This is a genomic window from Hyphomonas sp. UBA3601 (genome assembly GCF_002375605.1).
Taxonomy (GTDB): domain Bacteria; phylum Pseudomonadota; class Alphaproteobacteria; order Caulobacterales; family Hyphomonadaceae; genus Hyphomonas.
The window spans coordinates 34,221-56,573 of record NZ_DFME01000046.1; the positions used below are offsets into that span (position 1 = coordinate 34,221).

The 22,353-nt window shown below is 56.8% G+C and carries 22 protein-coding genes; 8 read left to right on the forward strand and 14 right to left on the reverse strand.

Translation table 11 applies throughout. The features are described 5' to 3' along the window. Positions 1–312 precede the first annotated feature (312 nt). Positions 313–738 carry a MucR family transcriptional regulator gene (locus tag B4F73_RS05320; RefSeq protein ID WP_206990405.1) on the forward strand — a complete coding sequence of 142 codons (426 nt, stop codon included), beginning with the start codon at positions 313–315 and terminating at the stop codon, positions 736–738. A gap of 13 nt (positions 739–751) precedes the next feature. On the opposite strand, the gene hemA is transcribed toward B4F73_RS05320, so the two are convergent. After that, positions 752–1,969 (reverse strand): 5-aminolevulinate synthase, encoded by a 1,218-nt coding sequence (gene hemA, locus B4F73_RS05325; RefSeq protein WP_206990404.1) that lies wholly within the window; start codon positions 1,967–1,969, stop codon positions 752–754. A 103-nt stretch (positions 1,970–2,072) separates the two neighbouring features. After that, positions 2,073–2,864 (reverse strand): class II aldolase/adducin family protein, encoded by a 792-nt coding sequence (locus tag B4F73_RS05330; RefSeq protein ID WP_206990403.1) that lies wholly within the window; start codon positions 2,862–2,864, stop codon positions 2,073–2,075. Positions 2,865–3,034: 170 nt separating this feature from the next. Between B4F73_RS05330 and B4F73_RS05335 the strand changes: the two genes are divergently transcribed. Further along, positions 3,035–3,799, forward strand: a complete 765-nt coding sequence (locus B4F73_RS05335; RefSeq protein ID WP_206990402.1) for an NAD kinase — start codon at positions 3,035–3,037, stop codon at positions 3,797–3,799. A gap of 76 nt (positions 3,800–3,875) precedes the next feature. Next, complete coding sequence (locus tag B4F73_RS05340) at positions 3,876–4,439, forward strand: Hpt domain-containing protein (protein WP_290482669.1); 564 nt, start codon at positions 3,876–3,878, stop codon at positions 4,437–4,439. Here the strand turns inward: B4F73_RS05340 and B4F73_RS05345 are convergent, their stop codons facing one another. Continuing rightward, the gene (locus tag B4F73_RS05345) at positions 4,440–5,279 is read right to left on the reverse strand and encodes an alpha/beta fold hydrolase (RefSeq protein ID WP_290482670.1); all 840 of its coding nucleotides are present in this window, start codon (positions 5,277–5,279) and stop codon (positions 4,440–4,442) included. Between the two features lie 24 nt (positions 5,280–5,303). Next, the gene (locus B4F73_RS05350) at positions 5,304–6,992 is read right to left on the reverse strand and encodes an alpha/beta fold hydrolase (RefSeq protein WP_290482671.1); all 1,689 of its coding nucleotides are present in this window, start codon (positions 6,990–6,992) and stop codon (positions 5,304–5,306) included. 155 nt (positions 6,993–7,147) lie between these two features. On the opposite strand from B4F73_RS05350, the gene B4F73_RS05355 reads away from it, so the two are divergent. Then, positions 7,148–7,780 (forward strand): TetR/AcrR family transcriptional regulator, encoded by a 633-nt coding sequence (locus B4F73_RS05355; protein ID WP_206990398.1) that lies wholly within the window; start codon positions 7,148–7,150, stop codon positions 7,778–7,780. Positions 7,781–7,834: 54 nt separating this feature from the next. On the opposite strand, the gene B4F73_RS05360 is transcribed toward B4F73_RS05355, so the two are convergent. Next, positions 7,835–8,779, reverse strand: a complete 945-nt coding sequence (locus B4F73_RS05360; RefSeq protein ID WP_290482672.1) for a phasin family protein — start codon at positions 8,777–8,779, stop codon at positions 7,835–7,837. Between the two features lie 143 nt (positions 8,780–8,922). On the opposite strand from B4F73_RS05360, the gene B4F73_RS05365 reads away from it, so the two are divergent. Further along, a complete protein-coding gene (locus B4F73_RS05365) occupies positions 8,923–9,624 on the forward strand; it encodes a dienelactone hydrolase family protein (RefSeq protein ID WP_290482673.1) in 702 nt (233 codons plus the stop codon). On the opposite strand, the gene phoB is transcribed toward B4F73_RS05365, so the two are convergent. The 5 genes from phoB to pstC are packed head-to-tail and all read right to left on the reverse strand — an operon-like array spanning position 9,621 to position 14,842. Next, the gene (gene phoB / locus B4F73_RS05370; RefSeq protein ID WP_034812767.1) at positions 9,621–10,307 is read right to left on the reverse strand and encodes a phosphate regulon transcriptional regulator PhoB; all 687 of its coding nucleotides are present in this window, start codon (positions 10,305–10,307) and stop codon (positions 9,621–9,623) included. The two genes, B4F73_RS05365 and phoB, sit on opposite strands and share 4 nt — an antisense overlap. A gap of 26 nt (positions 10,308–10,333) precedes the next feature. Then, a complete protein-coding gene (phoU, locus tag B4F73_RS05375; protein ID WP_034812765.1) occupies positions 10,334–11,026 on the reverse strand; it encodes a phosphate signaling complex protein PhoU in 693 nt (230 codons plus the stop codon). 9 nt (positions 11,027–11,035) lie between these two features. Further along, a complete protein-coding gene (pstB, locus tag B4F73_RS05380; protein ID WP_084333129.1) occupies positions 11,036–11,866 on the reverse strand; it encodes a phosphate ABC transporter ATP-binding protein PstB in 831 nt (276 codons plus the stop codon). Further along, positions 11,866–13,434 (reverse strand): phosphate ABC transporter permease PstA, encoded by a 1,569-nt coding sequence (pstA, locus tag B4F73_RS05385; RefSeq protein WP_290482674.1) that lies wholly within the window; start codon positions 13,432–13,434, stop codon positions 11,866–11,868. Before pstA ends, pstB begins: the two co-directional genes overlap by 1 nt. Beyond that, on the reverse strand, positions 13,427–14,842 hold the full coding sequence (gene pstC, locus B4F73_RS05390; protein WP_290482675.1) for a phosphate ABC transporter permease subunit PstC: 1,416 nt from the start codon (positions 14,840–14,842) through the stop codon (positions 13,427–13,429). Before pstC ends, pstA begins: the two co-directional genes overlap by 8 nt. A 129-nt stretch (positions 14,843–14,971) precedes the next feature. Between pstC and hslV the strand changes: the two genes are divergently transcribed. Together hslV and hslU are read left to right on the forward strand one after the other, a co-directional pair. Continuing rightward, positions 14,972–15,529 carry an ATP-dependent protease subunit HslV gene (gene hslV, locus B4F73_RS05395; RefSeq protein WP_206990392.1) on the forward strand — a complete coding sequence of 186 codons (558 nt, stop codon included), beginning with the start codon at positions 14,972–14,974 and terminating at the stop codon, positions 15,527–15,529. Positions 15,530–15,591: 62 nt separating this feature from the next. After that, entirely contained in the window at positions 15,592–16,896 is a 1,305-nt protein-coding gene (gene hslU, locus B4F73_RS05400) for an ATP-dependent protease ATPase subunit HslU (protein ID WP_290482676.1), read from the forward strand. Here the strand turns inward: hslU and B4F73_RS05405 are convergent. Continuing rightward, positions 16,893–17,696 carry an NUDIX hydrolase gene (locus B4F73_RS05405; protein WP_290482677.1) on the reverse strand — a complete coding sequence of 268 codons (804 nt, stop codon included), beginning with the start codon at positions 17,694–17,696 and terminating at the stop codon, positions 16,893–16,895. The genes hslU and B4F73_RS05405 overlap by 4 nt on opposite strands. Positions 17,697–17,818: 122 nt before the next feature. Here B4F73_RS05405 and B4F73_RS05410 point away from each other — a divergent pair, with 122 nt between their 5' ends. Further along, positions 17,819–18,496 (forward strand): EAL domain-containing protein, encoded by a 678-nt coding sequence (locus B4F73_RS05410; RefSeq protein ID WP_206990389.1) that lies wholly within the window; start codon positions 17,819–17,821, stop codon positions 18,494–18,496. Here the strand turns inward: B4F73_RS05410 and B4F73_RS05415 are convergent. From B4F73_RS05415 to B4F73_RS05425, 3 genes are all read right to left on the reverse strand, one after another. After that, positions 18,493–19,653, reverse strand: a complete 1,161-nt coding sequence (locus tag B4F73_RS05415; RefSeq protein WP_290482678.1) for a DUF2336 domain-containing protein — start codon at positions 19,651–19,653, stop codon at positions 18,493–18,495. The genes B4F73_RS05410 and B4F73_RS05415 overlap by 4 nt on opposite strands. 141 nt (positions 19,654–19,794) lie before the next feature. Next, a complete protein-coding gene (gene tig, locus B4F73_RS05420; protein WP_349679542.1) occupies positions 19,795–21,132 on the reverse strand; it encodes a trigger factor in 1,338 nt (445 codons plus the stop codon). Positions 21,133–21,468: 336 nt separating this feature from the next. Then, positions 21,469–22,353, reverse strand: an 885-nt coding sequence (locus B4F73_RS05425; protein ID WP_290482680.1) for a hypothetical protein, incomplete at its 5' end; no start/stop codon positions are given.

Here is a 22,353-nt window from a genome sequence, read left to right on the forward strand (position 1 = left end):
CGCATCGAACAGCTCGGGATCACGATCTTCCAGAGATTGGCTGAAAAATTCCGTGGTATCAAACCGGGCGGGCTGGGCTGTGTCTGCCATGGGCGAATCTCCTGCTGGGTCTTGCGCTATTTACGCTCAGGCGGGTCCCGCCGCAACCGCCGGTGCGTGCTGGGCCCACAATATCGCACCCTGCATGCACAATTTGAGAGATTGTGTCGGGATTGTCGTGCAAATACTTGAAGAACTATGGTATTTAGCAGTTTAGTTGGGGCGCGATTGTGCAGCTGAATATCCAAATACCTGACAGAGTCTTGGTGGGCCATGAGTGAATACGAGTCATCTGACCTGCTCGACATGACTGCCGAGATTGTCTCGTCATATGTGTCGAACAACCAGGTCGAAGCAGATGCGCTGCCACAGCTCATCACGAACATCTATGAGACGGTTTCCGGGCTATCGAAAGGCGCGGAGCCTGCAGCAGATACTCAGGAACCAGCAGTTTCAATTGCGAAATCCATCACACCGGACTTCCTGATCTGTCTCGAGGATGGCCGGAAGCTCAAGATGCTGAAGCGATATCTTCGATCCAAATTTGACATGACGCCCGAAGACTACCGCGCGAAATGGGGATTACCATCCGACTACCCGATGGTTGCGCCAAACTACGCAAAGCTGCGCTCAAAGCACGCCAAACAGATCGGGCTTGGCAAGAAGGCACCGCCCGCACCCAAGAAAAAAACCAAATAGTCGAAAAACCGGATCAGGCTGCCTTGTCGAGGCCGAGCTGCTTCCAAACAGCCAGGATCGCAGCCACCAACTCATCCATCATGACTTCGTCATGCACAGGGCTCGGCGTGAAGCGCAAACGCTCCGTACCCTTCGGGACAGTCGGGTAATTGATCGGCTGCACATAGATACCGAAATCGAATAGCAATGTATCGGACAGCGCCTTGCAGCGCTCCGGATCTCCCACCAGCAATGGTACGATATGCGTGTCAGTGTCGATCATAGGCAGGCCGGCATCGCGGAATTTCTGCTTCAGCTTGGCAGCGTTCGCCTGATGGGTCCGGCGCAATTCCCGTCCCGCATCCGTCCGCAGTTTCTGAATGCTGGCCAGCGCACCCGCCGCCATTACGGGACAAGTGGATGTCGTGAAGATAAAACCTGAAGCCATTGAGCGGATGGCGTCGACCACGGTCTCGTGGCTGGCAATGTAGCCGCCCATGACACCATAAGCCTTGCCAAGCGTGCCCTCGATGATGTCGATCCGATCCGCCAGACCCCACATCTCCGCAACGCCGGCGCCATTCTGGCCATACATGCCAACCGCATGCACTTCGTCCAGATAGGTCATCGCATCGAATTCATCGGCCAGATCGCAAATTTCTTCCATCCGGCCGAAATCACCGTCCATGGAATAAACGCTCTCAAACGCGATCAGCTTCGGGCGATCCGGATCATCATTCGCCATCAGCGCCCGCAGATGATCCACGTCGTTATGCTTGAAGATGCGACGGTCTGCACCTGAGCGACGAATGCCTTCAATCATCGAAGCGTGGTTCAACGAGTCGGAATAAATGATCAGGTCAGGCAAAATCTTGCCCAAGGTCGACAATGTCGCCTCATTGGAAACGTAGCCGGATGTGAACAGGAGCGCTGACTCCTTGCCGTGCAAATCTGCCAGTTCGCGCTCAAGATCGACATGGTAACGAGTCGTGCCGGAGATGTTACGCGTGCCGCCCGAACCTGCACCGAAACTATCGATGGCCTCATGCATGGAATTGATGACGTCTTCGTCCTGGCCCATGCCAAGATAGTCATTGGAGCACCAGATGGTGACTTCGCGCTCGCCGTCCTCGAACCGCGCCGTCGCCTTTGGAAACCTGCCCTTGTGACGGTGCAGGTCTACAAATACGCGATAGCGGCCTTCGCCGTGAATCGAATTAAGCGCGTCCTCGAAGGCCTTCAGATGCTTCATCTGTTTCGTTCCTGATCTTTTCCGAGCCTACATAGTGGCCAAAACGACGATTGATAATGGCTCCATACGTCGCGGACCGCTTTTGTCGCATACGGGATTACCCCTAGGCGTCATAGCCCGGCATTTCGCGATCCAGCTTGCGAAGCAGCGCCGGCCAAACCAGTTTTTCCGTCACCATGTTCATGCCGGAACTGTGTTCTGTCATGCCGCCCTGCCCGGCAACCTTCTGCTGAAGATCAGATTCGCACTCCAACACACCATCGCGCCCAGCCGAAAGCGCCATGATCTGCATGTTGCAGGCACGCTCCAGAAAGAACATCCGCGTAAATGCAGACGCCGCCGTGTCGCCGACCGTCAGCGTACCGTGGTTGCGCAGAAGCATTGAATGTTTCTTGGGGCCCAGATCAGCGACGAGCCGCTCACGTTCGTCCAGGTCCAGCGCGATACCTTCATAATCATGGTAGGCGATGTCCTCACGTACAATCATGGCGGTTTGGCTGAGTGGCATCAGGCCTTCCTTCTGCGCCGAGACAGCAACGCCCTGATCGGTGTGGACATGGATCACGACCTGCGCATCGTCGCGCGCATCATGGATTGCCGAATGGATGGTGAAGCCGGCCGGATTGATAAAGCTATCCGTCTCCTGGACGACGTTGCCTTCCAGATCGACTTTCACGAGCGAAGACGCCGTAATCTCCTCGAAGAAATAACCATATGGGTTGATCAGGAAGTGATGGTCCGGCCCAGGAACGCGATGAGAAATATGCGTGAAAATCAGATCGTCCCAACCATGCATCGCGATCAGGCGATACAGCGCAGCGAGGTCCACGCGAGCCTGCCACTCTTCTGCGGATACAGAGGAACGAATATCTAATTTGTGCGCGCCGTCGGCCATGATTGAATCTCCCAGATATGTTTTGCGGGCAAACTAGCGGAAAATCCGATCACAGGCCAGAAAAAGCTGACACCCGCGTCAACTTGGTGGACTCGCACTATCCGGTGCACGCGGCGGTATGCCAGAATCCGCCTTGACGCTTCCACCCTTCGCAAAGCAGATGGGCCACCATGAGTGGTCTACGTCTGCACTTTTACGCTTCCAAGCGCCCAGAAGCCCAGGACGCGCTGTCTGTCCTGACCAAAAAGTACGGCCAGTGCAGCGAGGATGATGCCGATGTGATCGTTGCGCTCGGCGGCGATGGGGCAATGCTGGATTCGTTGCGGCGTCAGTTTGAAGGGGGTCAACCGGTATACGGCATGAACCGTGGCACGGTCGGCTTCCTGATGAACGAATTCAACGTCGACAAACTCCCCGACCGTATCAACTCAGCCGAACGCGCCGTCATCTCGCCCCTGCGAATGACCGTTCGCGACGTACATGATCACGAACACCGCGCCCTTGCGATCAATGAAGTATCGATGTTTCGCCAGACGGCGCAGACGTCGAGGTTCAAGATCACAATCGACGGCAAGATGCGGATGGACGAGCTGGCCTGTGACGGTTTGATGGTCGCAACGCCAGCGGGATCCACGGCCTACAACTTGTCCGCACATGGCCCGATCCTGCCGATCGGAGCTGGCCTGCTCGCCCTCACGCCTGTCAGCGCCTTCCGGCCGCGCAGGTGGAAAGGCGCCCTACTTCGGCGCGACGCGCATGTACGTATTGATGTGATCGCTCCGATCCTGCGTCCGGTTGCCGCTGCCGCGGACAATCAGGAAGTGCGCGACATTGTCAGCGTGGACGTTCAAGAGGACCGGCGTCGGCTTACCATGCTGTTCGATCCAGGGCATGCGCTTGATGAACGCATCTTGCGGGAACAGTTTGGTTTCTGAAGCGATTTCAAAGACCTTCGGTCAGGAAAACGTTAAGGCTTGGACGATACGATTACCCGAACGATAGGGAATCGCGATGCTCAAGGCTCTGATAAACAAACTGAAACCCAATGCTGGCGCGAAGAGCGACCAGCCAGCTACCTCAATAACTCCGGATATCAGCCGAGTGATAAAGATGGCCCCCGTTGCGCCAGTAGGTGATGCCGCTGTTGCTGCATCGGACGCCGGTCACGATCCGGACGAGCTCGGGGATAGAGCAGAAGCCGCGGTCGAAGACCTGTCATCTCGTTTTGACGCGTGGATGCAGGCGGACCTTGATCGTTTGAAGAATGCCTGGGGAGCCGCCAAGACTTCCGGTGCCAGCCATGCGGACTACAAATTACTCGAAACCTGCGCGCACAATATTCGCGGTGTTGCCACATCATACGGATATCCCGCGGTGTCGCGCCTTTGTGGGTCGCTCTGCAGGTTGCTGTCTGAAACTGAGCCAGGCGAGAATTCTGCGCTGATCAATCTCCATGTCGAGGCCTGCATGGCCGCTTTTGGATCGATTGGCCGGGGTGACGCAGCCCAATCGGTCGCGAACGCAGTGTGTGATGCCCTTGAAGAGCGGGTCGCCGTGAAGACAGCAAAGACCTGATCAAGCCGCAGCTTTCGGCTCACTTTCTGACCTGATCAGAAATTCCCGTATCAGGTCGGCGGTCTCTTCAGCGCGCGTCACAAGAAACAGATGCCCCCCTCCCTCAATGACTTTCAGCTCAGCGTCAGGCAGGGCCACTCGTAATATATGGCCATTGGCGACAGGCACGATCGTGTCCCGGTCTCCCATCAAAACCAATGTCGGCATTGTCAGAAAGCGGATGAATGGCAGACTCGACCAGCCGACAAAGGCCAGCAACTGGTAGATATAACCTTTGGGGTCTGGCGGCAGGAGATTGTCGATATGGCTGCCAGCCTCTCCATCGACGGCTTCGCCATAGAGCGACTCGAAACTCTTCCGCATGAATTCCGGGTCCGAGTAGCGTCGTGTGTCCACCATTTTGGAGAGCGACTTCGGGTGGCCCGGAATCATCGTCATCCCGGCTGTGGTCGCGCAAAGCACCAGTTTTCCGACGCGGCGGCGATACTGAAAGGCGAATTGTTGCGCCATGGCCCCGCCCCAGGACACGCCCATCACGTCCACTTCTTCAATATCGTGCGAATCCAGAAGCTTGCGGGCCCAACGTGCCAGCATCCAGGGGCGATAAGGCCAGCTGGTCACGGGACTCAAGCCAACTCCGGGCACATCAAAGGTGATGATGTCCCGGTCCGGAAACATGTCGCCAAGACCGAGCGTCAGTTCCAGATTGGCTCCAATGCCATTGAAGAACAGCAAAGTCGCCTGCCTCGAATTGGACGCCGATGTCCATCGCGCTGTGCGCAATTCGATACCGTCTACGTCTTGTGTCTCGATGATCGGCATGCGTTTCGGCGACGTCATGAAGGCTCCCGTGAGATTTTCGGCCTATTCGTCAAACACGTAATGGCCCGGCGCGTCATAGAGAGCCGGGAATGCCTCACCACCGCAAGCGCGGGGCGCAGCTTTCAATGTCCCCGAGCGCTCTTTTAGCCACTCGCCCCAGACAGGCCACCAGCTGCCAGCTTCTTCTGTTGCCTTTGCCGCCCAGGTATCGGCATCCGCGTCCAGGTCCGGGTTGCGAAGCATCTTCGCCTTCGGATTGCCTGGTGGATTCAATAGGGACTGGATATGTCCGCTGGAAGACAACACGAATTTTATACTCTGTGATCCGAGGAGTTGAGTTGTGCGGTAACACGCCTTCCACGGGGTGATGTGATCGGTCAGGCCCCCAACCACAAAAGCGTCGGCTGTCACTTTCGTCAAATCAACTGGGTGGCCAGCCACTTCAAACTCGCCCGGGTGACTGAAAGGCTGGTTCAGCCCCATGTCGAGATAGTCCGAATGCAATTGCGCCGGCAAATTCGTGGAGTCGTTGTTCCAGAACAGGATGTCGAAGGGCGGCGGATCCTCGCCCATCAGGTAGTTATTCACCACATAGTTCCAGACAAGATCATTCGGACGCATCCAGGCAAACATGCGTGCCAGATCATCGCCTTTAAGGATGCCTTTGCGTCTGGAATATTTCCGGGCGACCTCTAGGCTCTGATCAGACACAATCTGCCCCATCTGACTATCTTCCCGCTGGGGATCCAGGACACATACCATGAAGGTCAGCGAGTTGATGCGGTCGTCACCTGCTGCTGCGAACAGACTGGCCAATGTCGCCGCCGTGATACCGCCCGAACAGGCGCCGGCGATACTTATTTTCCTGGATCGCGTGACCTTGCGGATAACTTCGCTCGCCTGGATCAAGCTGTCGATATAGGCGCTCATGCCCCAATGCGCGTGCTCTTTCTGAGGATTGCGCCAGGACACAACAAAGGTCTGCATTTGCTGCGCCATCAGGAACTGGACCATTGAGATCGCGGGAGACAGATCCATCGCATAAAACTTGTTGATCTGTGGTGGGACGATCAGAACTGGCGTGCGGTGAACCTTGTCGGTAATTGGCTCGTACTGGATCAGTTCCAGCATCTCATTTTTCCAGATCACCTTGCCGCGCGACATTGCGAGATTCTTGCCGACCTCGAAGGGTCGCTTGTCTACCTGACTCGGCAAACCACCATTTTTTGTGACGTCCGTATACGCATTCTTCAGCCCCTTCAGCAGGGACATGCCTCCTGACTCCACCACTTTCTTGCTGGCGGCCGGATTGCCGAGCAGGGTGTTGGTGGGTGCCAAGGCGTCAGTAATCATGCTGGTCAGGAACTTCGCCCGCGCATGTTCCAACTCCGTCATGCTGAGATTGGCCACCCAGTCATTCAGATGCTCCTGAGTCGACAGATAAGCTTGCATACCGCGCTTGTAGAAGGGGCTCTCAGACCAGGTCGAATCCTTGAAACGGCGATCGCGAGGATCTGCCGCCCGATCGGACCTGCCCATCAAGATCTTCGCGCCGTCAGCTGCCATCCGGCTGGCAGCTTTCGCTGTAATGGCGGGATTTTTCATGGTCGAGCGCAACATCATGGCTACTGCGCCGACCATCTCCTGCGGGTCGGAACCGGACAAGAACGGGTTCACGTCCTTGAATGCCGTAGCCGCCTTGTTTGCGTAGTCTTTCTTCGGGCGCGTCATGCCCCTCTCCCCTTGGGTCTGCCCAGTCATTCCCACCAAACGTGGCGACTGGATCTTTTATTGGGCCTCTTTCGCATTCGGAAAAAGGTTACATCAAAATTTCAAATAAAATTCGTTCCATAGTGAGAATTGCGTGTCAAACACCATATCAGACCATGAAAACACGCGATCGCATACTTCACGTTAGTTTGCTTCTCTTCAATGAAGAAGGAGAAGCCCAGCAGACGGCTGTTGATATTTCGAATGCGCTCGATATCAGCCCTGGCAACCTCTATTACCATTTCAAGGGCAAGGACGCGATCATCCATGCCCTGTTTGACCGGTTCGAGAACGAGATGCGCATCATCCTGAGCGGGTCCCGTGGCCGGATTACCAGTCTGGAGGACAGCTGGGTCTACCTCTACATCATTCTCGAAGAAATTTACGACTTTCGGTTTTTTTATCGCGATCTTGGACTATTGCTCGATCGGTATCCTGACCTTGCCAAACGGTTCAGATCCATCCTGTCGCGGATGCGGACCGCGCTTGTTGGTGTGCTGGATGAATTGACCGCGGGATCGGTGTTGCGGCTGGATCCGCGTCTGAGAGAAGTTCTGACAGACCAATTCATGACGACCCTGACCTTTTGGTTGGCGGAGGATCATTTGAATGCGGACAGCCATGATGGGCCAACCTTGATCCACAGGACTGTGCTTCAGGTCATGTGCCTGTTGCCACCCTATATGGGTGACCGGGGTGTGGAGACGCTGACAGATCTCTTCGAGCATTACGACACCGTCGTCGCATAAGAAAAGGGCGGTCCCTCACGGAACCGCCCTCACCAGTTTCATGATTGTGCCGGACTACTTCATCAGCACTTTGGCTTGTTTGACCCATTCATCGCGGGCGATACGGCCACGCGCCATAATCTTGGCGTCCAGGGCCTGAATGTCTGCCGCCTTGAGCGCGGCGATATCGGCAAAGCTCTTGATACCCGCCGCTTTCAGCTTGGCGGCTAGTGCAGGGCCGACCCCTGTCATGAGCGTGAAGTCATCCGCCTTGGTTGACGCGGCAGAGGCCGGTTTTGCCTTTGCGACAGGCTTGGCTTTTGCAGATGTCTTCGGTTTAGCCTCCGCTGGCTTTGCGACGGCGTCCTGAACAGCCTTTGATGTGCGTTGGGCCGCCTTCTTGCTCGTCTTAACAAGATCCGCACCGGACTCCGTTGCCACAGCTTCGATCTCTTCGGTCAGCCGTGAAATACGCTGCTTCAGATCATTGCTGCGGTCTTTGGTTTTGGACCGAGCCTTCGAAACCGTTTCAGCAACTTCGTCTTCCAGTTTGTCGAGCTTGGCGGCGAGCTTGCCACCTTTCTTGCCGAGGCCCTTCACGCCCAGCAAGTCGCGCATGCGTTCCATCCGAGCTTCGAACTCGTCACGTGCCTGAGTCTGAAATTCGCGGGCGACGCTGGCATATTTGGCCGCGTTCTTCGAAGCGTTCTGAACAACATCATTGTCCTGAACGCGTGCGCGGACGTCATGCTCAATCTCTTCGCCACGCTTGACGAGGTCTTCGAACAATTCGGTGGACTGCTTGTTGAACGTCTTCGTATTGGCGATTGCCTTGTCATAGGCTTTGCCATAGGCGCCAACGCCTGCGAGCCAGATCTTGTGTGCCATGTCGGCCGTGTTTGGCTCAGGCGCTTTGGAAGCCTTCTTTGCCTTGGCTGGCTTCTTGGTGGATTTGGAGGCTTTTGCGCTCGCGGCTTTTGCCGACTTCGCTTTCGCCTTCTTCTCATTTTTCTTGGCCATGTGTGGCGCTCCTTTATCCGTAAGTTTCAATGGAACAGGACGTATCGAAAATTCCTAGAATCTTCATACTAATCGCTGCCCCCCTTGAAAGAGAGGACCGAATGCCCTGTATCTGACAGGCACACACCAAGGAGAGCAATGACATGAGCGAAGTTGATTACACTGTCGATGGCAAGACCTATGAGGGCTACTTCCTACGCCCAAAGGGCAAGGATACAGCTCCAGTCGTCGTGATCGCCCATGCATGGGGCGGCCTGGGCGACAATGAGCGCGAGAAGGCCGAACGCATAGCAAAGCTTGGTTATGCCGCTTTCGCCATGGACGTCTATGGCAAGGGAAAGCGCGGCACGACGGTCGAAGAGAACCAAGCCCTCATGAATCCTCTTGTTGGCGACCGGGCCGAATTGCAGAAGCGCCTTGCAGGTGGCCTTGCTGCCGCAAAGCAACAAGTGGGTGTTGACCCAACGAAAGCGGCAGCCATCGGCTTCTGTTTTGGGGGTCTCGCCGTTCTGGACATGGCTCGCGCCAATCATGAGGTTCTGGGCGTAGCCTCATTCCACGGCCTGTTCCGCCCAGCCGAAAATGTGCCGGCACCGAAGATCACCGCGAAAGTGATGATCGAGCATGGCTGGCATGATCCAATGGCCACTCCGGAAGACGTGATGGCCATTACGAAGGAACTGGACGGGTCAGCTGCGGACTGGCAATTGCACGTGCACGGTAATTCCATGCACTCCTTCACGACGCTTGGCGCTGATAACAGGGAAATGGGTACGGTCTACAACGCAGATTCAGACCGTCGCAGCTTTGAAAACCTCGAAAACTTCCTGACTGAACTTTTCTAGTCAGCTCGAAGGGCATACCCGGCGGAGCGGACGGTCCGGATCGGATCGTCCCCGCCTTCCTGACGCAATGCCTTGCGCAGACGCCCAACATGCACGTCTACGGTTCGCGCCTCGACATAAACGTCCGAGCCCCAGACTGTGTCGAGCAATTGCTCGCGTGAAAATACACGTCCCGGATGCTGCATGAAATAGTCCAGCAAGCGAAACTCGGTCGGCCCGAGATGGATATCCTGCCCATTCCGGGCGACCTTATGCGCGACCCGGTCAATCTCGATATCCCCTACTGTAATTCGATCATCCTTCAGGCCGGGGCGGATACGACGCAACACGGCGCGAACACGCGCCATCAATTCGGTCGTTGAAAAAGGCTTGGTGACGTAATCATCGGCGCCGGTATCGAGCCCCCGAATGCGGTCACTTTCTTCGCCCCGTGCGGTCAACATGATGATCGGCAAGTTCGGATTGGCCCCGCCACTGCGGATCCGACGGCAGACTTCGATGCCGCTGACCTTGGGAAGCATCCAGTCAAGCAACAGCAGATCCGGCGCGCGTTCCTCGATCATCAGCATCGCTTCTTCACCATCGCTGGCAATTGCGACCTCATAGTCCTCTTTCTTGAGGTTGTAGAAAAGCAACTCCGAAACGGCGCTCTCATCTTCAGCGATAAGCACATAGGGCTTCATGACAGATCCTCTTGTCCTACGTCTTTTCAGACGCCCGTATTGGGGGCTTTCGGGCGCTCATGGGGCATGAGATATTCGCCAGTGATTTGAAAGTAAATGAATTCTGCGATGTTCGTGCAGTGGTCGCCGATGCGTTCAAGGTTTTTGGCCATGAACAACATATGCGCTCCAGCACCGATGGTGCGCGGATCCTCGATCATGTAAGTGATCATTTCCCGGAACAATGAATTATAGTGCTGGTCGATGTCGTCATCGCTTTCCCAGACCATTTTGGCGGTCTCGGCATTGCTGGTCGCATAAGCATCCAACACGGAATGCAATTGCAGTGACACCGGGCGTGCCATGCGCGCTACGCCGTGGCGCATCATGGACGGGACAGCATCATCCAGCATCAGGGTGCGTTTGCCGATATTCTTCGAAAGATCACCAATCCGCTCCAGCTCACCCGCCGTCTTCAGCGCCGCAAAGACCGACCGCAGATCGTGAGCCATGGGCTGGCGGCGCGCGATCAAACTCACAATCTGGCGCTCCACTTCTTCTTCCAGCCGGTCGACACTGGGATCGCGGGAGATCACATCCTTTGCGAGTTCCTTGTCATTGCGGTCTACCGCCTGGCAGGAATCCAGGATCATCGTTTCCACAATGCCGCCCATACGCATGAGATCGGCAGCGATCTTGTCGAGCTCGTCTGTAAATGCTGAGACGATGTGATCTGCCATGCAGTCTCCCTATCCGAACCGGCCGGTGATGTAGTCTTCAGTGCGCCGCTCACGCGGGCTGGTGAATATTTGGTCGGTGTCGCCCATCTCAACGAGGTGGCCAAGATGGAAGAAGGCCGTGCGTTGCGACACTCGCGCTGCCTGTTGCATGGAATGGGTCACGATTACAATGCAATAGCGCTTTCTGAGCTCGTCAATCAGTTCTTCGATCCGTGCCGTTGCAATCGGATCCAGCGAAGAACACGGCTCATCCATCAAAATAACCTCAGGTCGCACGGCGATTGCGCGGGCAATGCACAAGCGCTGCTGCTGCCCACCTGACAGGCTGGTGCCGGGCTGGGTGAGCCGGTCTTTAACTTCCTGCCACAGACCGGCGCGGCGCAGGCTTTTCTCGACGATGGCATCGAGTTCCTGGCGATCGTCTACGAGTCCATGAATGCGCGGCCCATAAGCGATGTTATCGTAAATGGATTTCGGAAACGGGTTGGGCTTCTGGAACACCATGCCGACACGCGACCGCAATAGCACCGGGTCGACATCTGGCGAATTGATGTTCTCACCATCCATGAAGATGTCGCCGGTCACCTTCGCTCCATCAATCGTATCGTTCATACGGTTCAGGCAGCGCAGAAAGGTGGATTTTCCACACCCGGATGGGCCAATCAGCGCCGTAACCGAACGGTCGAAAACTGGCAGCGACACATCGAACACGGCCTGTTTGCCGCTGTAAAAGACGTTGACGTCCTGACAATTGATGCGGGGATAAACCAGCGCCTGCGCCTGGTCAGCGCCTTCTCCGGTCAAAGCCGGATCGTGATCTGTCTGGGCCGTGGTATCCATTACCATCTCCGCTCGAATTTGCGTCGCAACATAACGACGATGACATTCATTGTAACAAGAAGCGCCAGAAGGATCACGATAACTGCAGCCGTCATCGGCTCCCAGGCGCGCTCCGCATTCGACGCCCAGCTATAGATCAGCACCGGTAGCGCAGTTGCCTCGTCGGTCGTCGAGGACGGCACTTCCGCAACAAATGCCACCATTCCAATCAGAAGCAATGGTGCTGTCTCCCCCAATGCGCGCGCCATTCCGAGGATTGCGCCGGTCAACATGCCCGGAAAGGCGAGCGGCAGAACATGGTGAAACACGGCCTGCATTCGCGACGCGCCAACAGCGAGCGCGCCACTTCGGATCGACGGGGGCACAGCCCTGAGGGCTGCGCGGGCAGCGATGATCACAACCGGCAGGATCAGCAAAGCCAGAACGAGACCGCCCACCAGAGGCGCCGATCGCGGCAAACCGAACGTGCCGAGCAACAAGGTTGCCCCCAACAGGCCAAAGACGATGGACGGCACCGCTGCCAGATTGTTGATGTTCACCTCAATCAGTTGAGTCAGCCGGTTCTTCGGCGCGAACTCCTCAAGGAATATGGCGGCAAAAATACCCATTGGGATGGCAACCATGCCAGTAACCAGCATCGTCAACAGAGATCCAACAATTGCCGCTAGAGATCCCGCAAGTTCCGGATATGTGCTGTCTGTGCTGGTCAACAGGCTCGTATGGGGCACGCGCCGAATGATACCTTCCGATTTCAAGGCCAATGCCCATGCGATCTGCAAATCAGAAATCGTCCGGTTGCTCTCGGGAACGGCCACGATCAGACCCTTCAACGGCTTGCCTTGAAAGTCTGCGAGATCGCCAGCCAGTATCTCGAACCCGGCGGTCTGGTCTTGCAAATCTGTCAGACGCGCCACTGCGCTGTCGGCGATCACCAATACCGATGGCGCGCCTTGCTGCGATCCGAGCGCTGTGAGCGAGGAAAGAACGGACTCCAAGGCCGGATGCCTCAGGACCATTTCATCCGTACCCTGCCCCAGGCTGATTTGTGCGCCCTCACCGAGCCGGAACGGTATGCTGCGCGGCGACGACCGCTTCAGGAACAGGTCGACGTCATCCGAAACGGGAACCTGGATCGAGACCGTCTGGTCAATCAATGTAGGATTTTTCGCCACCCGACGCGCGAGCGGCAAAACCGCCAGCCGGTCAATCAAGGCGCTGAAGTCCTTCCGTACTGCGGGAGTGTCTTCCAGGTTAGCGAATTCCGCAAAAAGGTCATCCCGCACCAGCGTGTAGAAGCCTTCGATATTTCGGGTGATTTCTTCTGGCGAGGCATTGCCATCGGGTACAATGCGGTCAGCCTCGAGCACGATATCAGTCTTCACCACATGATAGGTGACCGCGCTGCTCGCCTTCCAGGCAATCGCGCAGATCAAGAAAACCAAAGAGAAAAGTGCAAAGCCAAGGGCCACGAGCCCATACACCCGGAATCGCGTGTCCGCAGCGCGGCGGCGGCGCAGGTGCTTCAAGGCCTTTTCTGACCGAAGCGGTGTTTCCACGGGACTACTCATACTTCTCTCTGTATCGCTGGACGACCCGGAGGGCGATCAGGTTAAAGCCGAGTGTAACGACGAAGAGGACAAGTCCCAACGCAAAGGCTGACAGCGTCTTCGGACTGTCGAACTGCGTCTCCCCCGTCAGAAGTGCCACGATCTGGACCGTAATTGTCGTCAAATCCGTAGACGGATCGAAAGAAATGCGTGCCCGCTGACCTGCCGCCATAACAACAATCATGGTTTCGCCTATGGCTCGGGAAACGGCCAGCAGCATGGACGCGACAATACCCGGCAAGGCGGCCGGCAAGATGATCTGCTTGATCGTCTCCGACTTGGTTGCCCCCATAGCGAACGCAGCATCACGCAAAGTTTGCGGCACGGCATTGATCACGTCATCCGACAAGGATGACACAAATGGAATGACCATGACGCCCATGACCAATCCCGCCGCCAGCGCGCTTGTCGGTTGTGCTGCCAGCAAAGGTTCGGACGTGATGCCAATATTGATCAACAAGCTGTTGATCCCGAGTGCGGCCGCCCTCACGCCGGGCGCAATTACCAGCAGCGCAAAGAAACCATACACAACCGTCGGAATGCCGGCGAGCATCTCCAACAACGGCTTCGTGTACCGCCGAACGCGCTGGGAGGCATATTCCGACAGGAATATGGCGGCGAACAACCCGATCGGGGCCGCCACCAGCATCGCGATCAATGCGATCATGAACGTGCCGAAGAAAAGTGGTAGTGCGCCGAATTCTGCGCTCGTCTGCGCGTTCCACCGCGTGCCAAACAGAAAGTCGGTTATCGGCACCTGAGCAAAAAAGCGTATGCTTTCATAGAGAAGGGACGCAACGATGCCGACTGTGGTGGCGATCGCGATGGCCGCGCACAGGAACAGGAATGCTTCTGCCCCACGCTCCACTTTGAGCCGGGCCCGAAAAGCTGGAGCGACCTGGCGACGCGCATAGGCGATACCTCCAATCGCCGCCAGAACCATCGCCCCCAGCGTAGCACCATTCAGACTGCCAGATAATTCAAGGTAGCGGTTCGTAACCGTCGCGAATATACGGTCTGCGCCAGTATAGCCGCCGGTCCGCGCCGCCGCTGAGACAGCTTCCAAATAGGATTGAAGCTCAGCCCTGGAAAATTGGCGGAAGCCCTCCGGCAACTCGCTGTCCAGCCACCCGAAGATGGCCGCGCGTGAAAACAGGATATAGGCCGACGCGATGAATAGCGTGGGCAGCAGGCCCCACATTGCCACATAGTAGCCGTGATAGTTTCCACGTGAATGAAATTTGTGACGGCCCGACACCAAGTAACGCTCAGCGCGTATTCGCCCCACAGAAAATCCGGTCGTGACCACGAAGATTATCAGCGCGGTCAGCAACCATCCCATAGGTAGTTGGCCGAGCTGTTGCACCATTCAGGCGGTTCCCTTCCATCCGCGCCCAGATAGCCGGGCAAAGCTACACTTATATGACATATCTCTGTGGAAATTCATGTAACAGGTCCTCTCTTGAACAGACAGCACGGATCGGCCACATCATTCGCCATGACGCACGACACTGACAACGCCGCCATTTGGCATGGCACAACCATTCTCGCCGTCCGCAAGGGCCGAAAACTCGTCATGCTCAGCGATGGGCAGGTTTCGATGGGTCAGACCATCATGAAAGGCAACGCCCGCAAGGTCCGCCGAATCGCTGGCGGAGACATTCTCGCAGGATTTGCCGGCGCAACTGCGGACGCTTTCACCCTGTTTGAGCGACTTGAAGCCAAATTGGAGCGCCACCCTGGCCAGCTCCAACGCGCTGCCGTTGAACTTGCCAAGGATTGGCGGACCGAGAAATATCTTCAAAAACTCGAAGCCTTGCTGATCGTGGCCGACAAGGAATCGACACTCGTCATCACAGGCGCCGGTGATGTGTTGGAGCCTGAACACAATGTCGTTGCTGTCGGGTCTGGCGGCAATTACGCCCTGGCCGCGGCCCGCGGCCTTTACGACTATGAGGACGACTCCGAAGAGATCGGCCGCAAAGCAATGCAGATTGCTGCCGACATCTGCGTCTACACCAATAGCCATTTCACGCTGGAAACGCTGGACCTCTAGGTTCCCGCATTTCGCGCCTTGTTTCACGCTGGCCGAGCGCCAGACCCAGTTCGGAAGTCCTGATGAAAGACCTTACTCCCCGCGAAATTGTCGCAGAACTTGACCGCCACATCGTTGGGCAGACTGGCGCGAAGCGCGCAGTTGCCATAGCACTCCGCAATCGCTGGCGCCGGAAACAGGCACCCGACTCGATCCGATCTGAGATCACGCCGAAGAATATCCTGATGATCGGACCCACGGGCGTTGGCAAAACTGAAGTGTCTCGTCGTCTTGCCCGACTTGCCAATGCGCCTTTCCTGAAAGTTGAAGCCACAAAGTTCACGGAAGTCGGCTATGTCGGGCGTGATGTGGAACAGATCATCCGCGATCTGGTGGAGTCATCGGTTTCGATGATCCGCGAACAAAAACGGGAGGGCGTAACGGCGCAGGCGCGAGATGCAGCCGAAGAACGTCTACTCGATGCGCTGGTCGGCGAAGAGGCCCAGTCCTCCACACGCGAAGTCTTTCGCACCAAACTCCGCGCGGGAGAACTCGACGACAAGCCGGTCGATCTCGACATCGCTGAAACCAACAGCCCGATGCAAATGATGGATATTCCTGGCCAAGGTGGCTCCATGGGCATGATCAATCTCTCCGACATGCTGGGTAAAGCCATGGGCGGGCGCACGAAGCGTGTGCGAACGACGGTCAAGGAAGCCTACCAACCGTTGATCGAGGAAGAAGCTGATCGGCTGCTGGACGAAGACGCGATTGTTCGGGAAGCCGTTCATGCGGTCGAAGAAGATGGGATCGTCTTCCTGGATGAGATCGACAAAGTTGTCGCCAAACAAGGCCGTGGCGGCGCTGATGTCAGCCGCGAAGGCGTTCAACGCGACCTCTTGCCCCTAATCGAAGGCACGACCGTCAGCACCAAGCGTGGCGCCATCAAGACCGACCATATACTCTTTATTGCTTCCGGCGCGTTTCACGTTTCGAAACCGTCTGACCTCCTGCCCGAACTGCAGGGGCGCCTCCCCATCCGCGTCGAACTCGACGCTCTGACACGGGATGATTTACGTCGTATTCTGGTAGAGCCCGAAGCCAGCCTGATCCGCCAGTATCAAGCCCTGATGGAAGCTGAAGGCGTCACATTGGAATTCGAAGACGCTGCCATCGACCGCCTTGCCGATCTTGCCGAGGCCGTGAACAGCAGCGTGGAAAATATCGGCGCCCGTCGCCTGCAAACAGTCCTGGAGCGCCTGCTGGACGAAATCAGCTTCGAGGCGCCCGACAAGTCAGGCGAGACCATCACGATCACGCCCGACTATGTGAATGAGCGTGTCGAGAGCCTGGCTGGAGATGCCGACCTCTCGAAATTCATTCTCTAGACGTTTACGCGGGACAGCAGCTCAACGGTCTGGCCGTACCCCTCCACGTCTGGAATGATCAGACACGGCTCGCCTTCGGGTGTCTCTGACTGCTGCGGTTTGACGGTTATAACGGTTTCGCGGCCAAATCGCTCGACCGCATCGGCCACAGAACTGGCCGTTGCGAACTTTTTCAAATTCATCCGGGTGGGGAAGATAATAATAGCCTCACCGGTCTCCTCTGCATCCAGTGCGGCTTGCGCCCCAATCCACACAGAGTCCGTTGTCTCGCGGCCATCATGGGCGGCAATCTGATCTGGCGGTGCAGGCGCAACATAGAAATGCGTATCAAAGCGCTTGGGCATCATGTCGGGTGTGATCCAGTGCCCAAAGTAAACGAGACTATCGAGCGCGAGCACGAGATCATTGTCGCGTATCAGCTCCAGAAAGCTCTGCTCGCCCCGGTCTACAGCTGACCGGAATGGATCCAGTTTTTCCGCCATGTCAGGGCCAACCAGCGGCTGATTGGTACCGCGCTGCGCGCGCGGGCGCGCCAGCAACAGGCCCGACTCCTCATAAGCTTCGCGCACCGCCGCGATACGGGCGTCCTGCTGCACCGGCCCGAAATCGCCATCGGTGTAGGGATCCCAATCCGCGCTTGCATCTTCCGCATTTGCCTTGCCACCTGGGAAGACGAGCGCGCCCGCAGCAAAGTCGATCTGATAGTGGCGTTTCACCATCAGCACTTCGGGAATGTTTGCTCCATCTCGAACGATGAGCACTGTGGCCGAGAGTCTTGGTGCGTTGGGCTGCGTTGTCATTTTCTTATGGTCCCGTATTTTTCTGTCAAATTTCCTCAAAATCCCAACGGATTTCTGCGCGTGATCTTCAATCCTCTCCCTTAGGTAAGGCAATAGGCACGGTCAGAAAGACGGGAAGAGTGATGCGGGAATTGCTTCAAACGAAAGTTGTCGCCCACAGTGGACAGAAGGTCCATCTCCGCTTCCAGCCTGTCATGCATGTGCTCGACGGTACCTCGTTTGGTACGGTCTGCGAGATGTCCAAGCGGTATGAAGAGAAGGCCGCCTTCGGCCCGGCCGCTTCCCAGTCAGCAACAGGCCCAGCCAAATGGCTTGCTGATCGTCTTCTCGAAGTCGCCAGCGCGGCGCATACATTTGACAATCGGATGCGCCCAATCATTGTGCCGGCCCCGGCAGCAGCGCTTGGGGATGACAACACAGCTGTAGGCTGTGATGCCGCGATCCGCCGAACGACCCTCTGCCAACAAGAAATCAGTCTCGAATTCCAGGATTCTGTCTTCGCCGATGGGCGCACGGAGGCGATCCACAGCGTGGCAAGTCTCCGCAAGCGCGGCTTTCGCGTATCAATCGATATGCGTAAATCGTGGCAGACCCAATTGCGCGATGGCCTCGGTCTGATGATCGATAGTATCCGAGTGGATGCCCGAGAACTGCAAATCAATGAAGAGCTGATGGATCTGTGCGAATTTGCCAGCGCCGCCGGTATTCTCGTCATCGCCGACAAGGCGAATTGGCGTGATGGAGCGTTTTTCGACAGTCTGGGTGTCCAGGCGGGCGTCCGAATGCGCACCGACTGCTAGGCGACATCTACCGTACCGCTGGCTTCGTCCATCGCCGCCATTTCCGAATAATAGTCCAGTTTCTCAAGCAGATAGTCGAGGTCTTCCTTCGGGATGGCCTGGAACTGGGTCAATACACGTTCGATCATGCGCGCGCGGAATCGGGCCCGATCATTTGGCCCACCGTCATGCGTTGTCTCATGGAAAACATTCACAGCGGCCCGGAACGCGGGCAGCATTTTCCGGGGCATACCGGCTCTATCGAATACAGCCTGTAGCCCCAACGGCCCCGCATCATGGATCATCAACCAAACGCGCTGGTGGCCCACACCAGACAATTCCGCCAGCGAATGCTCAACGAACGGCATCTGGCCACAGCAGAGCGCCCGCATAATCAGTGAATGCGTCAACCGTCCATTCAGGTGCAGTTGCGAGACGAAACGCGGTAAATCATAAGTTCGCCCCGCCTGCTCTACCAGATCAATCGTTGCCCGCTCACGCGATGCCGAGGCGAGGTCGATCGCCATTTGTGCCGGAAGCTCGTGGCGATTGACCAGCAGGTCAAACAACTGGCCAGAAACCAGCGAAACCATCTTTTCGGCGATATGGGTGGGGATGTATTCGCGACTGATAAAGCCCTTTTGCACATCCTCATCAGACCCAAACCGGCGGATCGAGTTGTCATAAGCGGCGTCCGTAAACTCCGCCCCTTCATTTGCGGACAACATCCGCACGGCCTCAACCGTTCCATGCTCGGAAATCACGTCTGTCAGTGTCGTCGACAGGGTTTCACGATTGGCAATTGCGGCCTGCTTCGCCGCGGTGACGGACAGGACAAGTTCAATCAGATCCTCTTCGGTAAACACCGGCGAGTCCTGCAGTACGGGAATGGCTACAGCCTCGATATCCTGCGCCAGCTTCAAGGCGATCTCTCGTGGCAAAATCGGCGAGTTTCGTAACGTGACAGACAAGGTGCGCCGCACCAGATCCGCCGCATCATCCGCGAGTATTCCCATGATTTCCTGTGCATATTCGCGCTCGGAATCACTCAGCACATCCAGAGCGATCCGGCGACACAACCGATGGGCAACCGATGCCCGATCTTCGGGTGTTTCACCCTTGATCAGTCTGTGGATGTCCTGTTCGTTCAGTTGTGGGCGAATACTCTGGACGCTCATCTTCTGATGCCTCTTATTTTCGATTCGATACAAACTCGCGGTATGCGGTTAACATCCGGTTTACCTATTGGGGTTCGCCACATGAAAAAAGCCAGCCCCTGCGGACTGGCTTTCATCAGATTTCGTCTACTGGCGTGAAGACTACTCGTCTTCTTCCTTGAACAGGTCTTCGCGGGACACCGTTTCCTCGGTGATTTCAGCGACTTCCAGAATATGGTCGACGACCTTGTCTTCGTAGATCGGTGCGCGCAGCTGGGCCATCGCGCCAGGATTGTTGCGGAAGAATTCCACCACCTGCGTTTCCTGACCTGGATACTGGCGTGCTTCGCGGACCAGAGCCTGGTTCACTTCCTGCTCGGAAATGCGAACGTCGGCCACGCGGCCGATCTCGGCGAGGACCAGACCGAGGCGCACGCGACGCTCTGCGATCTTGCGATACTCTTCCTTGAGTTCGTCTTCCGACTTGTCCTTGTCTTCGTCAGCGGTGCGGCCCGCATCCATCTCCGACTGCAGTTGCTGCCAGATCTGATTGAACTCCTGCTCCACCATGTTTGGCGGCAGGTCGAAGCTGTGAGCCTCATCCAGCTGGTCAAGCAGGTTACGCTTCGCTTTGGCGCGGGACGCACCGTCATGCTCAGCTTTCAACTGGTCTTTCACAAGGCCGGTCAGCTGCTCAAGGCTTTCCAGACCGAGGCCCTTGGCGAATTCGTCGTCGAGTTCAGCCGTTTTTGGCGCGCGAACTTCGTGCACTTTCACTTCGAAGACAGCTTCCTTGCCGGCAAGGTCAGCGGCGCCGTACTCTTCCGGGAACGTTACGATCACGTCTTTTTCGTCACCCGCCTTCACGCCGACCAGTTGGTCTTCGAAGCCCGGGATGAACTGGCCGGAACCAATGACCAGTGTCTGCTGCTCGGCGCTACCACCTTCAAAGGCTTCGCCATCGATCTTGCCCACGAAATCCATGACGACTGCGTCGCCTTCCTTGGCTTTCGCCGTCTTGGCGCGCGGTTCATACTGTGTGTTCTGTTCGGCGATACGGCCAAGCGCTTCGTCGATCTGTTCCTGAGCGACGTCCGCGACGGGGCGCGTGATGGTCAGCTTGGTCACATCGGCCGGCTCGAATTCCGGCATCACATCGACATTCATGTTGTAGGACAGGTCGGCTTGGCCCTTGACCACAGCTTCCATGTCGCCGTCGATCTGGACGTCTGGCTGGCCAGCCGGGCGCAGCTCATTGTCTTCAAGCGCCTTCTGGTTGGTCTCGGTGACCAGCTTGTTGATCAGCTCGCCCATCAGGTCCTGGCCGTACAGCTTGCGGACATGGGATGCGGGCACTTTGCCCGGACGGAAGCCCTTGAGCTTCATTTGCGGCCGGATTTCTTCAATCCGCTCGTCGAGTTTGGCCTGCAGTTCCGAGGCCGGCACTTTAACGGCGAACGTGCGGCTAAGACCTTCTGCCTTGGTCTGGGTAACTTCCATCGGTTCAATCATCCGTATCTTGGGTCACGGGCGCAAGAAATGCGCGCGGGCGCCCTGTGAATCCTGTCTGAAGGGGCGGCTTATGTCATAGCCGAAAGCCCCTGTCCACGTTGGACTATAAGCGTATTACAGCACTTTCGGTCGCCTCCTGACCAGAAAGCCCAATTCGAACAGATTCAGAGCCACAGAGAGGCCCCGGAACCGCCCGCGAGCAATGGAAAAAGGCCCGTGCGCACAGGACGAACGGGCCTTGGACCAAAGAGCACTTTATCTATCAATGAGGGCGCCGAACTTGCATTCGGGGGACTGACGGCAGTCCGGCGCCCCCTTCCACACCTACTGAACGGAGATGTTCACCGAGTTGCCGATGGATGCAGCGGTGGCTGCGGCCTCGGCATCATGGGACACCTGGGCAGCAAGTGCAGAAATCTGATGGCCAGAATTCGCCTGTCTGACGCGAGTCAGGGCGTTGCCCACCACATCAGAGTTCAGGCTGGTGAGCGATGCGGAATTGCCGATCGCAGCTGCGGTGGCTGTTCCGTCAGCAAAGCCAACCAAACGACCGTTCAATTCGGCGACCATCGTACCGGAATTGTACTGCTGCGCAGTCATGCTGCCGCTTCCCGGGATCTCAACGGATAGCGAGTTGCCGATCGACGCCGCTGTTGCGGTGACTTCAGTTATCTCACTGATCGTCGCATTCATCTGAGTGGTCATGTATCCGCTGTTCGATTGCGTTGAGCGGCTTGCGAGTGTGCTGGCTTCTGAAGTGACCGATGCAGTATTGCCGATGGCAGCTGCCGTCGCTGTTGCGATACCGGAATTCTCGATGTTCACATTGGCATTGGCATAGGCTGCACCTGAATTGCCTTGGTTGACCGATGAGACGGCGTCGGCAACCGAGTCGATCGAATAGGAATTGCCGATTGTCGCAGCCGTGCCGGTGACTTCACCCATCGCACCGCTGAGAAGGTTGAGAGTTGCACTCTGATTGCCGCTGTTGACCTGACGCGTTGCGTAGTCAACTGCGTTGGCGGCGGCATCGGACACGTCACCAAGAGCTGAATCACCCAGCACGTCCAAATCGGCATCAACCAAACTGTCGCCACCAATGTCGACAGAGGCATCGACGACGTCTCCAATGCCGAGATCGACATCGACTGGACCTCTGCCATTATTGTTGCCGCGGTCGGCGACCGCCTGTCCGCACAGAATGAGGGC

Bases quoted from the DNA above. Each gene is read 5' to 3' on its own strand.
- B4F73_RS05320 (WP_206990405.1), top strand. From the start codon at position 313: ATGAGTGAATACGAGTCATCTGACCTGCTCGACATGACTGCCGAGATT.
- hemA (WP_206990404.1), bottom strand. From the start codon at position 1,969: ATGAAGCATCTGAAGGCCTTCGAGGACGCGCTTAATTCGATTCACGGC.
- B4F73_RS05330 (WP_206990403.1), bottom strand. From the start codon at position 2,864: ATGGCCGACGGCGCGCACAAATTAGATATTCGTTCCTCTGTATCCGCA.
- B4F73_RS05335 (WP_206990402.1), top strand. From the start codon at position 3,035: ATGAGTGGTCTACGTCTGCACTTTTACGCTTCCAAGCGCCCAGAAGCC.
- B4F73_RS05340 (WP_290482669.1), top strand. From the start codon at position 3,876: ATGCTCAAGGCTCTGATAAACAAACTGAAACCCAATGCTGGCGCGAAG.
- B4F73_RS05345 (WP_290482670.1), bottom strand. From the start codon at position 5,279: ATGACGTCGCCGAAACGCATGCCGATCATCGAGACACAAGACGTAGAC.
- B4F73_RS05350 (WP_290482671.1), bottom strand. From the start codon at position 6,992: ATGACGCGCCCGAAGAAAGACTACGCAAACAAGGCGGCTACGGCATTC.
- B4F73_RS05355 (WP_206990398.1), top strand. From the start codon at position 7,148: ATGAAAACACGCGATCGCATACTTCACGTTAGTTTGCTTCTCTTCAAT.
- B4F73_RS05360 (WP_290482672.1), bottom strand. From the start codon at position 8,779: ATGGCCAAGAAAAATGAGAAGAAGGCGAAAGCGAAGTCGGCAAAAGCC.
- B4F73_RS05365 (WP_290482673.1), top strand. From the start codon at position 8,923: ATGAGCGAAGTTGATTACACTGTCGATGGCAAGACCTATGAGGGCTAC.
- phoB (WP_034812767.1), bottom strand. From the start codon at position 10,307: ATGAAGCCCTATGTGCTTATCGCTGAAGATGAGAGCGCCGTTTCGGAG.
- phoU (WP_034812765.1), bottom strand. From the start codon at position 11,026: ATGGCAGATCACATCGTCTCAGCATTTACAGACGAGCTCGACAAGATC.
- pstB (WP_084333129.1), bottom strand. From the start codon at position 11,866: ATGGATACCACGGCCCAGACAGATCACGATCCGGCTTTGACCGGAGAA.
- pstA (WP_290482674.1), bottom strand. From the start codon at position 13,434: ATGAGTAGTCCCGTGGAAACACCGCTTCGGTCAGAAAAGGCCTTGAAG.
- pstC (WP_290482675.1), bottom strand. From the start codon at position 14,842: ATGGTGCAACAGCTCGGCCAACTACCTATGGGATGGTTGCTGACCGCG.
- hslV (WP_206990392.1), top strand. From the start codon at position 14,972: ATGACGCACGACACTGACAACGCCGCCATTTGGCATGGCACAACCATT.
- hslU (WP_290482676.1), top strand. From the start codon at position 15,592: ATGAAAGACCTTACTCCCCGCGAAATTGTCGCAGAACTTGACCGCCAC.
- B4F73_RS05405 (WP_290482677.1), bottom strand. From the start codon at position 17,696: ATGACAACGCAGCCCAACGCACCAAGACTCTCGGCCACAGTGCTCATC.
- B4F73_RS05410 (WP_206990389.1), top strand. From the start codon at position 17,819: ATGCGGGAATTGCTTCAAACGAAAGTTGTCGCCCACAGTGGACAGAAG.
- B4F73_RS05415 (WP_290482678.1), bottom strand. From the start codon at position 19,653: ATGAGCGTCCAGAGTATTCGCCCACAACTGAACGAACAGGACATCCAC.
- tig (WP_349679542.1), bottom strand. From the start codon at position 21,132: ATGGAAGTTACCCAGACCAAGGCAGAAGGTCTTAGCCGCACGTTCGCC.